Here is a 14,046-nt window from a genome sequence, read left to right as displayed (position 1 = left end):
GGCGGCCGGCGGGCCGGGCGGAGCCGCATGGCGGCCGGCTGCGCCACCGCCGCCGCCGGTGCACCGGTCGCGGCGGCGCCAAAAGAAGCGGTCGCACTTCGGGCACGGTTTTGCCATTGTCTGGCAACGGCGCTGTCCGGCAACGGCGTCGGACCGGCTGCCGGTTCCTCCGCCGTCCCTTAATCCCCTGCCCCGTGCCGTTTGCCGGTTGCCGTTTGCGCCTTGCCTCCCGGCCATCCCGCCTTCCGCCTGCAGAGAGCTTCCGCACCGATGCCGCTTCCGTCACCGCCGCCCGATTCGTCGCCGGTCCCGCGCCGGCCGGCCTTTCCGCCGAGCGTGGAAACGGACCGCGAAGTCGCGATCGTGCTGCTGCTGGCGGCCATCGGCGGCGCGGTCATCGCCTTTCTGGTGGCCGGCGTGCACGATGCCGTCGACGGTGTGCAGACGCTGCTGTTCGGCACCGCCATCGACGGCCGCGCCGCCGCCGGCATTGCGCCCTGGCGCCGGCTGGCGGTGCCGGTGGCCGGCGCGCTCGTTCTGGGCCTCGTGCTGGTCTGGCTCGGCCGCCACAACCGCCTCGCCATCATCGATCCGCTGGAGGCCAACGCCACCGAGGGCGGCCGCATGTCGGCGACGCAGACGCTGACCTTCCTGATGCTGTCGGCGATTTCGGTGTCGATCGGCGGCTCGGTCGGCTTCGAGGCCGCGATGTCGCAGCTCGGCGCCGGCCTGCTCTCGGTCACCGGCCAGCGCCTCGGGCTGCCGCGGCGGGCGCTGCGCTGCCTCGTGGCCTGCGGCACGGCGGCCGGCATCGCCGCCATCTTCGATGCCCCCCTCACCGGCACGCTCTATGCGCTGGAACTCGTCATCGGCGGCTATGCCGTGCGCGCCCTGCTGCCGACCCTGACGGCCGGCGCCATGAGCGGCCTCGTCAGCCATTTCGTGATCGGCGCGGAGCCGATCTTCCGGATGCCGGATATCGGCCCGCCGCAGGCCTGGCACTATCCCATGGCGGTGCTCGTCGGCGTGGGCGCGGCCGGGCTCGGCATCGCCGTCATGCGCGGCGCTACCGGCTTCGAGGCATGGCTCGCCCGCCGCGCAGTGGCGAAAGCGCTGCGGCCGGCGGCCGGCGGCCTCGTGCTGGGGCTGCTGGCGGCGGTCTTCTGGCAGGTCATGGGCCCCGGCCACACCGTGCTGCGCGAGCTGATCGCGGCCCCGCCATCCGGCCTGCTGCTGGCCGCGCTGCTCGTGGCCAAGGTGCTGGCCTCGCTGGCCTGCGTGGGGTCCGGCTTTCGCGGCGGCCTGTTCTCCGCCTCGCTGCTGATGGGCGGCTTCTTCGGCGCCCTGCTGCACCTGCTGCTGGTGGTGCCGCTGGTCGGCCCGCAGGCCAGCATGGAGCTTTCCATCGCCGTCGGCATGACGGCGGTGTGCGCCTCCATCATCGGCACGCCGGTGGCCATCCTGCTGCTGGCCATCGAGACCACCGGCCTCCACATCGGCATCGTGGCGGTGGCGCTGGGCGTGGTCATCTCCAGCCACCTCACACGGCGGCTGTTCGGCTACTCGTTCTCCACCTGGAAATTCCACGTCCGCGGGCAGGATCTCTCCGGCCCGCGCGATATCGGCCGCATCCGTGCGCTGACCTTCGCCGACACCCCGCTGACCGACCCCGTGCGCATCGGCGGCGACACGCGCATCGGCGCCGCCGCAGCCGGCCTGCCGCCGCTGGCGGCGGGCGAGACGGTGGTGCCGCTGGCCGCCGTCAACCCGATGGGCGTGTTCCTCGGCTTCGTGCGCCGCACCCGGCTGATGGCCGCTGCGGCCGAAACCCCCGACCTGCCGGTCGCCATGATCGCCGAGGCCCCGCACGCCGCCTTCGTACACATGAACGAAGCGCTGAACGAGCACATCGACATCGCCGGCGGTGCCGGGGGCTGGTTCGCCGTGGTCGATGCCGAAAACCGCCTGATCGGCTTTGCCGGCGAGGCCGCCGTGCTGCGCCGCTACCTGCACGAAGTGCACGCCGCCGACCACGACGACACCGGCCTGTTCTCCGCCCGGCAGGACCGGTGAGCCTGCACACAAAGGTTGTTTTTATACTGACTAAAAGTTGATATTACACCTGTAACGGTTGCAGCTATGTCTCGTCCGCTATGGAGACATACCGCTTCGTCAAAGGTCTGCTGATCGGTCTGTTGCTGGCCGGCCTGTTCTGGGCCGGCCTGTTTTTTGTCGTGCGCGCGCTGGCGATGCCGCAGCAGGTGCCGCGGCCGGCGGCGTCCCGTGTCACAGCGTCCCGTCTCGCGGTGCCCCGTCTCACCCCGCGCCGCTGCGCGCAGCTCCTGCCTGCCGAACCCCGGCTTCGGGCTCCGCATAAGGACGGGATGGACCTCATCGGTTCTGCCCCGTAAATAAGGGCATGCTGGCGCCTCCGCCCAGCCGAAGCCTGTCCGGATCCCGCCCCCGATGACGACGGAGCCTCCGCCGCCCTCTCCTGCCGCGCCGCTGCCGCCGGGCACGCCGCGCATGCCGAGCGTTACGCTCGGCGCGGTGGTGGTGGCCGCCTCCGCCCACGAACCGCGCGTGCTGGCGGTGCGGCGGCCGTGCGGGCCCGAATCGCTGCCTTCCGGTCCGTTTCAGACCGAACACCGCACGCTGGAGATGGGCGTGCGCGCCTGGGTGGGGCGGCTCACCGACCAGCCGCTCGGCTATGTCGAGCAGCTCTACACCTTCTCCGACCGCGAGCGGGCGGAAGACGACGGCGAAACCGTCTATGCGCTGGCCATCGCCTATCTGGCGCTGGTGCGCGAGGTGAAGCCGGCCGGCGCGGCGGATGCGCTGTGGCGCGACTGGTATGCCTTCCTGCCGCATGAAGACTGGCGCGCCGGCCGCCCGGCCGCGCTCGGCCAGATCGAGACCGCCCTGCGCCAGTGGCAGCAGCAGGCCGCGACACCGGCCGCCCGGCGCATCCGCGGCGAACGCATCAGCCTCACCTTCGGCTTCGGCACCCAGACCGCGTGGAACGAGGAACGGGTGCTCGACCGCTATGAACTGCTTTACGAAGCCGGCCTCGTGGCGGAGGCCTGGCTCGACCGCGGCGAGGACGCGCCGGGGCCCGACCGGCTGGCCCCCGGCGCACCGATGGCGCTCGACCATCGCCGCATGCTGGCCATCGCCATCGGCCGCCTGCGCGGCAAGATCAAGTACCGCCCCGTCATCTTCGAGCTGATGCCGCCCTCCTTCACCCTGTCGGACCTGCAGGGCACGGTGGAGGCGCTGTCCGGGGTGCGGCTGCACAAGCAGAATTTCCGCCGGCTGGTGGAGGCGCAGGGGCTGGTGGAGGAAACCGGCGAGACGACGGCCAACACCGGCGGCCGGCCGGCGCGGCTGGTGCGCTTCCGCCACGAAGTCGTGCTGGAACGCCTCACCCCCGGCGTGCGCCTGCCGCTGTCGCGCGGCTGAGGCCGGTTCCGGCCGGCACGGACGCCGTTCGCCGGCCCCGCACGGCCGCGTTTTTTTTCAGCGGATGCGCTTTTGCTGCCATCGACGCAATCCGGGCTTTGTGCCTATCGTTGCGCCGGGGCCAACACGGACGCGGCAGGGGCTGTCGCGTATCGGGGGTTTTGATGACGATGCTGCCGTACGGACGGGCGCGCTTCGGCGGCCGGTCACTTCTGGGCCTTGTTCTGGGCCTTTTCCTTCTCCTGCCGGTCACGCTGGCCCATGCGGAAGAAACGTCTTCCCGCAGCGCCGCCCCGGCAGAGGGCGCGGTGGTTGAGCACGCCCTCGCCACCGACATGACCGAAGCCCGGCAGGACCTGCTCAGTGTTCTGACGCGGCTGCGCGGCTCGCTGCACGGCGCGCTCGGCGCCATCGAAACCTTCCCGGCCGACCTGCGCGCGGCGCTCGACCGCGAGGAGCCCAAGGAGGAGATCGATGCGTGGGTTTCCGGCGGTCTGCTGGCCGGCCTCATCGCCATCGTTGCCGGACTTGTCATCGCCATTCCCTTCGAGCGTCTGACCGTCGGCCGCCCCCGGGTGGTTCCGCCCGGCGAAGAGGCTCTTTCCACCAACGAGCGCATCGCCTTTCTGCTGCGGCGCGGCGGGCTGTGGCTGGTGGGCACGCTGATCCAGTTCGTGGTCGGCCTCGGGGTGCTGGAATATCTGGGCAAGGATCATGACCTGCTGCACCGCACCGGGCTTCTGGTGCTGGTCTGGTTCTGCGGCGTGCGGGCCGCGCGGCAGGTGTTCCGCACGGTCATCGCGCCGGGCCGTCCCGACTGCCGCATCGTATCGCTGGAAGATCGCGAGGCACGCGGGCTGATGCGCAGCCTGACGCTGTTCGCCGGCCTGTTCGGCCTCGTTCTGGTGGCCGATCTCTGGCTGGCGGTGCTGCAGCTGCCGGCCGAGCCGCGTCAGCTTGCCGGTCTGGCGCTGTCGCTGCTGCTGGTGCTGCTGCTGGTGGTGCTGTGCATCACCGACCGCCGCGTCGTGACCCGCGCCATCGGCTGGACGCGCGGCTGGGGCGGCTGGCTGGCACGCAACTGGTGGCTCATCGCCATCGTCTATTTCCTCATCACCTGGGTCATCCGCGGCGTGCGCGTGCTGATCGGCGACGGCGGCGGCTCCGAACTCGTGGTCGTGCCGGTGCTGCTGGTCTTCGCCGGCCTTGCGCTGCAGGGCGCCTGCCGGCTGGTGCTGGCCCAGATGATCCCCGCCTCGCCGACGCTGCGGACCGCAAGCGGCGGGCGGCTGCGCGATTTCCGCGACCTCGCCTACACCGGGTCGGCGCTCATCATCACCCTCGTCGGCATCGGCGTGATGCTGGAAACGTGGGGGCTGTCGTTCGCCGGCAGCGGCGCCGGCATCGTGGCCATCAAGGTCGGCCTCATCGCCATCTTCGGCTATCTGGCCTATCGCTGGATCGAGATCGCCATCGAGCGCAAGCTGGCAATGGAAGGGGCCATTCCCGGCATCGTCACCGGCGATCCGGACAACGACCAGCCGCTGCCGGTCGGCCAGTCGCGCATTGCCACCCTGCTGCCGCTGGCGCGCGTGTTCCTGCTGGCCAGCGTCATCGTGATCGTCGCCATGATGATCCTGTCGGAACTCGGCGTGCAGGTGGCGCCGCTGTTCGCCGGCGCCGGCATCATCGGTCTGGCGCTGGGCTTCGGCTCGCAGACGCTGGTTCACGATGTCATGTCGGGGGCGTTCTTCCTCGTCGACGATGCCTTCCGCGTCGGCGAATATGTCGATGTCGGCGGCGCGCAGGGCACGGTGGAGCGCATTTCCATCCGCTCGTTCCAGCTGCGCCGCACCAACGGCGATCTCGCCACCATTCCGTTCGGCGGCATCAAGCAGATCAACAACCTGTCGCGCGACTGGCAGGTGGCCAAGCTGCCGTTCAAGTTCCCCCACGGCACCGACCCGGAAAAGGTGCGCAAGGTCATCAAGAAGGTGGGCGAGCGGCTGGCGGCCGACCCGGATCTGGGGCCGAAATTCCTGGCACCGGTCAAGTCGCAGGGCGTGTCGGCCATCGATGCCAACGGGCTCACCATCCGCGTCAAGTTCATGACGCGGCCGGCCGACCTGTTCATCGTGCGGCGGCAGGTGTTCTCCGCCCTCACCAGGGCCTTCGACGAGGCCGGGCTGCAACTGACCAACAGCGTGGTGACGGTGCGCATCGAGAGTGCCACGCCGCTGAGCGAGGCGGAGCAGACCGCCGCGGCCGGCGCGGCCGCGCAGGCTTCCGCCGATAACGGCTGAACCCGCCCGGCCCGCAGCGGCCTTTCCCCGGCGGCCTTTCCCCGGTGGCCTTGGCCGGGTGACATTTCCGGAACGACAGGGGCGCGGCCATGGCCGCGCCCCGCTTTTTTTCAGGCCCCCGTCCGGTCGCAGGCCATGGCCCGGCGCCCCTGCGATCCCCTTGGCAACGCTGCCATTTCGCCTTGCCGGACGACACGGGAGACAGCGCCGGACCGGCGCCCCGCGCCGCCGGGGCCGGAGAGCAAAACGACGAAAACACAGCCAAAGCTCTTGACGCCGGCTTATGCTCATACTTAGCATAACACCGTCGGATGCAGGCGGCTGACCGGCGCGGGCCGGGCCGTGTGCCTTGCATCCCGCCCGCCGGCGGCCTTGCGCCCGGTGGCTGCGATGCCGGCAGGCGCATCGGGCAGCAGGCATGATGATCGGGGTTCCGACTCACGTCGGGGCCGTTTTTTAGACCCCCTATATGCTCAGTTTGAGCATAACCGGACGCGAGAGACCGCAATGAACGTTGCCGTGACCGCTGCAACCGCGCTGGAGCCGGCCGCCGCCGGGGGCGCTCTGCCGATGCCGGAGCTCTATGCAAAGGTGAGCCGTCATGTGCCGGCGTTCGAGTGGCCGGCGCTGGCCGACGACATCGCCGCAATCCGGCGGCTGAAGCGCGAGCGCAACGCCGTCATTCTCGCCCACAACTACCAGCCGCCGGAGATCTTCCACACCGTCTCCGACATCGTCGGCGACAGTCTGGCGCTGGCGCGCGAGGCGGTGAACACCGACGCCGACGTGATCGTGCTCGCCGGCGTGCATTTCATGGCCGAGACCGCCAAGCTGCTGAACCCCGACAAGACGGTGCTCATTCCCGATACCGAGGCCGGCTGCTCGCTCGCCTCCTCCATCACCGCCGCCGATATCCGCCTGCTGAAGCAGCGCTATCCGGGCGTGCCGGTGGTGACCTACGTGAACACGTCGGCGGACGTGAAGGCCGAATCGGATATCTGCTGCACCTCCGGCAACGCCCGCAAGGTGATCGAATCGCTCGGCGTCGACCGCGTCATCATGCTGCCGGACGAGTATCTGGCCCTCAACATCGCGGCCGAGCTGCCGCACATCGAGTTCATCATCTGGAAGGGCCACTGCGAGGTCCACGAGCTGTTCACGGCCGACGACATTGCCGAGCTGCGCGCAAGCCACCCCGGCGTGGTGGTGCTGGCCCACCCGGAGTGCCCGCCGGAGGTGGTGGAGGCGGCCGACTTCGCCGGCTCCACGGCGATGATGTCCGACTATGTCAGCCAGAAGCAGCCGCCCAAGGTGGTGCTGATCACCGAATGCTCGATGGCCAACAACATCGCGGTCGAGAACCCGGACGTGGATTTCGTGCGCCCCTGCAATCTCTGCCCGCACATGCGCCGCATCACCCTTGCCAACATCCGCCGCGCGCTGGAGCGCATGGAACATCCGGTCGAACTGGACCCGGCAACGGCGCAGCGCGCCCGCGCCGCGGTGGAACGGATGCTGGCCGTGCGCTGAGGCGCAGCGGCCCGGGCAGCCCTGCTGCCAACCGACGGGCAACGGCCCGCGAGCGGCGCTGGCGCCACCCGCACGACCCGCCTGCACACGGCGCCCCGCCCCGGCGCCGTGCCGACTGCCTGAAACCGCGTTCCCCGTGCCCCCGGCACGCCGGCGCGGCACAGATCATTCGTGAGGGGCCGGCGGGACCGGCCGGCGAAGGCGACAGATGATGATCGACAGCGGACCGGACCGCATTGTTGTGGTGGGCGGCGGCGTGGCGGGTCTTTCCACCGCACTGGCGCTCGCCCCCCTTCCCGTCACCGTGCTGGTGGCAAGCCCGCTCGGCACCGGCGCCGCCACGGCATGGGCACAGGGCGGCATCGCCGCGGCCATCGGCGCCGGCGACAGCCCGGCCGCCCATGCCGAAGATACGCTGAAGGCCGGTGCCGGGCTGAGCGAGCCGGCTGTCGCCGCCCTCGTCACGGACGCGGCGCCGCAGGCCATCGGCTGGCTGGCCGGGCTTGGCGTGCCGTTCGACCGCGATGCCGGCGGCGCGCTGGCGCTGGGGCTGGAGGCCGCCCACAGCGCCCGGCGCATCACCCACGCCGGCGGCGATGCCACCGGGCTGAAGGTGCTGGAAACGCTGATCGCGCAGGCCCGCCGCGCCCCGCACATCACGCTGCACGAGGGCGCCCGCGTTACGGGCCTTCTTACCGACGAGGCCGGGCGGGTGCAGGGCGTCGTGGCGCGGTGCGGCGACGGGGCGGCCGAGCCGCTGGCCGCCCGCGCCGTGGTGCTGGCCACCGGCGGCCTCGGCGGGCTCTATGGCGGCACCACCAATCCGACCGGTGCCGTCGGGCGCGGGCTGGCGCTGGCCGGCCGGGCCGGCGCGGTGCTGCGCGACATGGAGTTCGTGCAGTTCCACCCCACGGCCATCGTCTGCGGCGCCGATCCCATGCCCCTCGCCACCGAGGCGCTGCGCGGCGAAGGCGCCATCCTCGTCAACGGCCGCGGCGAGCGCTTCATGGCCGGCGTGCCCGGCCGCGAACTCGCCCCGCGCGATGTGGTGGCACGCGCCATCTTTGCCGAGATCAGCCGCGGCGAGCCGGTGTTCCTCGATGCCCGCCCGGCGCTGGGGGCCCGGTTTGCCGCTCGCTTTCCGGCGGTTGCCGCGCTGTGCGCCGGCGTCGGCATCGATCCCGTGCAGCAGGCCATTCCGGTGCGTCCGGCCGCCCATTACCACATGGGCGGCCTGAAGGTGGATACCGAAGGGCGCACCAGCCTCGCCGGTCTTTATGCCTGCGGCGAGGTCGCCTCCACCGGCCTCCACGGGGCCAACCGGCTGGCGAGCAACTCCCTGCTTGAGGCGGTCGTGTTCGCCCGCCGCATCGCCGCGGCGATCGGCGGCGAGAACACCGCTGCCGTCCGGCCGCCCTGCCCGGCTGCGGCTGAGGCCCCGGAACTGCCCGCCGCCGATCTGGCGGCGCTGCGCACGCTGATGGATGCCGACGCCGGCGTCGTGCGCCAGGCCGATGGCCTCAGCCGGGTCCTCGCCCGCCTTGGCCGTCTGGCCGCCGCCGGACCGGTCGTGCCGGATGCCATGGCGGTTGCCATCGCCATTGCGGCCACGGCTCTGAAGCGGCATGAAAGCCGCGGCGGCCACGCGCGGGCCGATTATCCGGCCACGCTGCCGGCCGGCCGCCACAGCGAGACCACCCTTGCCGCCGTTCTGGCGGAAGCGCACACCAGAGCCGCCGCGGTCGCCGACCGGCCGGCCGATGAACAGCGGAGAGTCGCGTGACCGACACCCCCCCCGCCCGCCCGCCCGTGGTGCCCGGCGCCGACCTGCCGCCGCTGCCCGATCTGGTGGTGGAGCCGATCGTGCGCGGTGCACTGCTGGAGGATCTCGGCCGCACCGGCGACATCACCTCCAATGCCGTCATCCCGGCCGGCACGCCGATTTCGGCGGTGATTGCCACCCGGCAGCCCGGCGTCGTGGCCGGCACGGCGGCCGCCGCCATGGCTTTCCGCCTGATCGATCCGGCCATTCGCGTCACGATCGAGCGCGGCGACGGCACCCCGGTGGAGCCGGGCGATGTCGTCATGCGCGTCGCCGGCCCGGCCCGCGCCGTGCTGGCGGCCGAGCGCGTGGCGCTGAACCTGCTGTGCCGGCTGTCCGGCATCGCCACCGCCACGGCGGGTCTGGTGGCCATCGCCGCCGCCAACGGCCACGCGCGCATCGTGTGCACCCGCAAGACCACGCCCGGCCTGCGCGCGCTGGAGAAGCATGCGGTGCGGGCCGGCGGCGGCGCGAATCATCGCTTCGGCCTCGACGACGCGGTGCTCATCAAGGACAACCACATTGCCGTTGCCGGCGGTGTGACGGCGGCGCTGATGCGCGCGCGCGCCAATGTCGGCCACCTCGTCAAAATCGAGATCGAGGTCGACACGCTCGATCAGCTCGACGAAGCGCTGGCCGCCGGTGCCGACGTGGTGCTGCTCGACAACATGGGCCCCGCCACGCTGCGCGAGGCGGTCGCCCGCGTCGGCGGCCGGGCGGTGACCGAGGCGTCCGGCCGCGTCAACCGCGACACGGTGGGCCCGATCGCCGCTGCCGGCGTCGATCTCATCTCGGTCGGCTGGATTACCCACAGCGCGCCCATCCTCGATCTCGGCCTCGATTTCGATGCCGAAAGCGAGCCGTCGCTGACCTGAATGCCGGCCGGCGGCACGGCGGCAGGCCGGGTGCGGCGCCGTACCGGTTGCCACCGCATGTGGGCCAATGATACCGAAGGGTAAGCACCCTTCGTTTCCGCGCTGACACGCCCGCGGGCCGCCTCCGGCCCGCGCGGCGCCGGGCCCCGTGCCCGCCTTTTCAGAGTGGCCGAAGCCGGACGAGATGAAGTCACCTGCCGAGGCCGCCTGCCATGCCTGCCCCCGAACCGACTGCCGCCACCCCGCCGCCGCCCGGCGCGGAGCTGCGGCTGCGCCCCGCGCGCGATGACGACGGCGGCGCCATCGGCGCACTGATTGCCGGCGTTTTCGCCGACTATCCGGGCTGCGTGTTCGAGCCGGCCGAATTTCCCGAACTCGCCGCCCCGGCCACGGCCTTCGCTGCCGGCGGCGGCCGGCTGTGGGTGATCGAGGATCCGGCCCGCAGCGGCGTTGCCGGCAGCTTCGGCATTCTGCAAAGCCCGGAGCCCGGCATCTTCACCCTGCACAAGGTCTATCTTGCGGCCGAGCTGCGCGGCCGTGGCCTTGCCGGCCGGCTGCTGGCGGAGGCAACGGCCTTTGCCCGCGCGGCGGGCGGCACGGAACTGAGGCTTTGGACCGATACGCGTTTCGCCGCCGGCCATCGCTTCTATGAGAAGAACGGCTTCGTGCGTGCACCGCTGGTCCGCTTCCTCGCCGATGCCTCGGATTCGTGGGAGTTCGCCTACCGGCGCCCGCTCGGCGGTGGCGTGCAATGACCACCTCCGCCGCCCGCTCCGGCATCCGCACCGATGTCGGCAACACCCCGGTTCTGGTGGCGGCCTTTGCCATCTGCGCGTTCGTCGGCCTCGACACGACGATGAAGTTTCTCGGCCACGCCCTGCCGCTGGAGCAGACGGTGCTGCTGCGCTATGCGGTGTCGCTGCCGTTCTGTCTGGCGCTGTTCATCCGCCGCCCCCAGCGCCCGAGCCTTGCCTCGCTGCGGGCCAATGCCCTGCGCGCGGTGCTGGTGGTGGTGCTGGCGCTGTCGTTCTTCTACTCCGTCTCGGTGCTGCCGCTGGCCGAGGCGATGGCGATCCAGTTTCTCGCCCCGTTCTTCATCGCCATTCTCGGCCGCGTCATCCTGAAGGAGCCGCTGCACCGGCGCATCCTCGTCGGGCTGGGCATCGGCTTTGCCGGCATTCTCGTCATCCTGTGGGGACAGATCGGCGGCCGCCACGGCGACAGGGCGCTGTGGGGCGCGCTCGCCGCGCTGGCGGCCGCCCTCGCCTATGCGCTGTCGAACGTGCTGGTGCGGCGCCAGTCCGGCCGCGATTCGCTGCCGCTGATCGTGCTGGCGCAGAACCTCGGTGCCACGCTGCTGCTGACGGTGCCCGGCGCCATGGTGTGGCAGCCGGTCGACGGGCGGCTGATGATGCTGTTCGTGGCGGTGGCCCTGCTCGGCACCATCGGGCAGGTGGCGATGATCTGGGCGCTGGCGCGCGCGCAGGCCGCGCGGCTGGCGGTGCTGGAATACACCGCCTTCCTGTGGGCCAGCCTGTTCGGCTATCTGGTCTTCCGCGAGGTGCCGGCCCCCACCACCCTTGCCGGCGCGGCCATCATCGTCGGCGCCTGCCTCTATGCGCTGCGCCAGCCGAAGCGGGCCGCCTGACCCGCCGGGGCCGGCGGCCGGCAAAGAGACATCTCAAAAGAGGCGCGCCAAAAAGGAAGGGGCCGCAAGCGGGTTTCCCCGCCTGCAGCCCCCCGGCCTCGCCGACCATGACCGCACTCTTCCACGCAAATCACCACCAAAGCGTTGATGCGCGCGCGCAAGCCGCCACGAAGCGTGGCTTTTCCCGGATTGTCAGGCGCTCAGCTTGGCGGCGATCTCAGCCACGTGCTTGCCCTGATAGCGGGCCCCGCCGAGTTCGACTTCGCTCGGCTGGCGCGAGCCGTCGGCGTCCGACAGGGTGCTGGCGCCGTAAGGCGTGCCGCCCTTCACCACGTCCACGCCGGACTGGCCCGGATAGGAATAGGGCAGGCCGACGACGACCATGCCGTGGTGCAGCAGAACGGTGTGGAACGAGGTGATGGTGGTTTCCTGGCCGCCGTGCTGGCTGGCGGTGGAGGTGAACACCGAGCCGACCTTGCCGATGAGCTTGCCCTGCGCCCACAGACCGCCGGTCTGGTCGAGGAACTGCTTCATCTGCGCGGCCATGTTGCCGAAGCGGGTCGGCGTGCCGAAGATGATGGCATCGTAATCGGCCAGCTCGTGCGGGCTGGCGATTTCGGCTTCCTGATCGAGCTTGTAGTAGAACTGCTTGGCCACTTCTTCCGGCACCAGTTCCGGCACGCGCTTGATGGTGACTTCGGCACCGGCCTCGCGCGCGCCCTCGGCGGCGGCTTTGGCCAGCGCTTCGACATGGCCCCAGGACGAATAATAAAGAACGAGAACCTTGGTCATCGTCAGCTCTCCCGTTGCGGGCCCGCGGCCCGGCTTGTCATGATGCGTGAAGGCGCGGCCGATAGACCCGGCAGCCATCCGGCACCCTGTGCCGCGACAGCCCCGCCCGATCGTGTATGCCGCGCCGGAAAGACGAACACATACATCGGCGACCATGCCTGCGCGAAGCCGCCCGCGTCTTTTCCGCCCGCCCGCCGGCGGGCCCCGGGGGGCCGCGACATTGTCGCCTGCACCAACACTTAATCGCCCCGGCGCGGGCCGCCTATGGGCCGGGGCGTGAACAGTGTGTCCTCCCGCGGGGCGCCTTTCAGGCCTTGCCCGCCACCGGCGAAAATGAATCGGCGCCGCGCTGTTGACTTCGTTCCGCCTGCCACCTACCTAGCAAACGCTGCTGGCACTCTCGAAAGATGAGTGCCAGCGCAGCTTCTGGCGGCGCCCCTGCCGGACCCTGCCCCGCTGCCGGCCCGTGCCGGCGCCCGGGTGGCGGGCTGGCGGCAGGCGTCGGCGCCGCAGGCTTCACCCGTTTGAAACCACAAGGAAAAGACCCCATGGCTTTCCGTCCGCTGCATGATCGCGTGGTCGTTCGCCGCGTTGAGTCCGAAGAGAAGACCAAGGGCGGCATCATCATCCCCGATACCGCCAAGGAAAAGCCCCAGGAGGGCGAGGTCGTTGCGGTCGGTCCCGGCACCCGCGATGCCGATGGCAAGCTGAACGCGCTTGACGTGAAGGCCGGCGACCGCGTGCTGTTCGGCAAGTGGTCCGGCACGGAAGTGAAGATCGACGGTCAGGACCTCCTGATCATGAAGGAGAGCGACATCCTCGGCGTGATCGGCTGACAAGCCGCCGCTGACCGTCGCCTTTTCCCCTCTCTCCAAGGAAGCATTCCATGGCCGCCAAGGAAGTGAAGTTCTCCTCCGACGCCCGCGACAAGATGCTGCGCGGCGTGGACATTCTCGCCAACGCCGTGAAGGTGACGCTGGGTCCGAAGGGCCGCAACGTCGTCATCGAAAAGTCGTTCGGCGCCCCGCGCATCACCAAGGACGGCGTGTCGGTCGCCAAGGAAATCGAGCTTGAGGACAAGTTCGAGAACCTCGGCGCCCAGCTCGTTCGCGAAGTCGCCTCCAAGACCAACGATCTGGCCGGCGACGGCACCACCACCGCCACCGTGCTGGCGCAGTCGATCGTCCGCGAGGGTGCCAAGGCGGTTGCCGCCGGCATGAACCCGATGGACCTGAAGCGCGGCATCGATCTGGCCGTGGCTGCCGCCATGGCCGATCTCAAGGCCCGCTCGACCAAGATCAAGACCTCGGAAGAGGTTGCGCAGGTCGGCACCATTTCGGCCAACGGCGAGCGTGAGATTGGCGAGATGATCGCCAAGGCCATGCAGAAGGTCGGCAACGAGGGTGTCATCACCGTCGAGGAAGCCAAGTCGCTCGAAACCGAACTCGACGTCGTCGAGGGCATGCAGTTCGACCGCGGCTACCTGTCGCCCTATTTCGTGACCAACGCCGAGAAGATGGTCGCGGAACTGGAAGACCCCTTCATCCTCATCCACGAGAAGAAGCTCTCCTCGCTGCAGCCGCTGCTGCCGGTGCTGGAAGCCGTGGTGCAGTC

Annotated in this window: 12 protein-coding genes; 11 read left to right on the top strand and 1 reads right to left on the bottom strand. The window is 70.6% G+C overall.

Features of this window, described 5'->3' with window-relative positions; translation table 11 throughout:
* Positions 1–336 precede the first annotated feature (336 nt).
* From V7067_RS09660 to V7067_RS09620, 9 genes are all read left to right on the top strand, one after another.
* Entirely contained in the window at positions 337–2,073 is a 1,737-nt protein-coding gene (locus V7067_RS09660; protein WP_334175682.1) for a chloride channel protein, read from the top strand.
* Between the two features lie 80 nt (positions 2,074–2,153).
* Positions 2,154–2,411, top strand: coding sequence for a hypothetical protein (locus V7067_RS09655; protein ID WP_334175681.1), 258 nt, complete (start codon positions 2,154–2,156; stop codon positions 2,409–2,411).
* Positions 2,412–2,526: 115 nt separating this feature from the next.
* Positions 2,527–3,462: a hypothetical protein gene (locus V7067_RS09650; protein WP_334175685.1), complete on the top strand. Its 936-nt coding sequence runs from the start codon at positions 2,527–2,529 to the stop codon at positions 3,460–3,462.
* A 164-nt stretch (positions 3,463–3,626) separates the two neighbouring features.
* A complete protein-coding gene (locus V7067_RS09645) occupies positions 3,627–5,765 on the top strand; it encodes a mechanosensitive ion channel domain-containing protein (protein ID WP_334175680.1) in 2,139 nt (712 codons plus the stop codon).
* Positions 5,766–6,272: 507 nt separating this feature from the next.
* Entirely contained in the window at positions 6,273–7,295 is a 1,023-nt protein-coding gene (gene nadA, locus V7067_RS09640) for a quinolinate synthase NadA (protein WP_334175679.1), read from the top strand.
* Positions 7,296–7,503: 208 nt separating this feature from the next.
* Positions 7,504–9,078, top strand: a complete 1,575-nt coding sequence (locus tag V7067_RS09635) for an L-aspartate oxidase (protein WP_334175678.1) — start codon at positions 7,504–7,506, stop codon at positions 9,076–9,078.
* A 29-nt stretch (positions 9,079–9,107) separates the two neighbouring features.
* On the top strand, positions 9,108–9,992 hold the full coding sequence (gene nadC / locus V7067_RS09630) for a carboxylating nicotinate-nucleotide diphosphorylase (RefSeq protein WP_334175684.1): 885 nt from the start codon (positions 9,108–9,110) through the stop codon (positions 9,990–9,992).
* A 212-nt stretch (positions 9,993–10,204) separates the two neighbouring features.
* On the top strand, positions 10,205–10,747 hold the full coding sequence (locus V7067_RS09625; RefSeq protein ID WP_334175677.1) for a GNAT family N-acetyltransferase: 543 nt from the start codon (positions 10,205–10,207) through the stop codon (positions 10,745–10,747).
* Complete coding sequence (locus V7067_RS09620) at positions 10,744–11,640, top strand: DMT family transporter (protein ID WP_334175676.1); 897 nt, start codon at positions 10,744–10,746, stop codon at positions 11,638–11,640. Before V7067_RS09625 ends, V7067_RS09620 begins: the two co-directional genes overlap by 4 nt.
* A 192-nt stretch (positions 11,641–11,832) precedes the next feature.
* Here the strand turns inward: V7067_RS09620 and wrbA are convergent, their stop codons facing one another.
* Positions 11,833–12,432, bottom strand: a complete 600-nt coding sequence (wrbA, locus tag V7067_RS09615; protein WP_334175675.1) for an NAD(P)H:quinone oxidoreductase — start codon at positions 12,430–12,432, stop codon at positions 11,833–11,835.
* 548 nt (positions 12,433–12,980) lie between these two features.
* Between wrbA and groES the strand changes: the two genes are divergently transcribed.
* The gene (gene groES / locus V7067_RS09610) at positions 12,981–13,268 is read left to right on the top strand and encodes a co-chaperone GroES (RefSeq protein ID WP_334175674.1); all 288 of its coding nucleotides are present in this window, start codon (positions 12,981–12,983) and stop codon (positions 13,266–13,268) included.
* A gap of 50 nt (positions 13,269–13,318) precedes the next feature.
* Positions 13,319–14,046, top strand: a 728-nt coding sequence (groEL, locus tag V7067_RS09605) for a chaperonin GroEL (protein WP_334175673.1), incomplete at its 3' end; no start/stop codon positions are given.

The sequence above is a fragment of the Pseudoxanthobacter sp. genome (assembly GCF_036822375.1).
In the GTDB taxonomy this organism is placed as follows: Bacteria; Pseudomonadota; Alphaproteobacteria; order Rhizobiales; family Segnochrobactraceae; genus Pseudoxanthobacter.
This window is presented reverse-complemented; position numbering and strand designations above follow the sequence as displayed.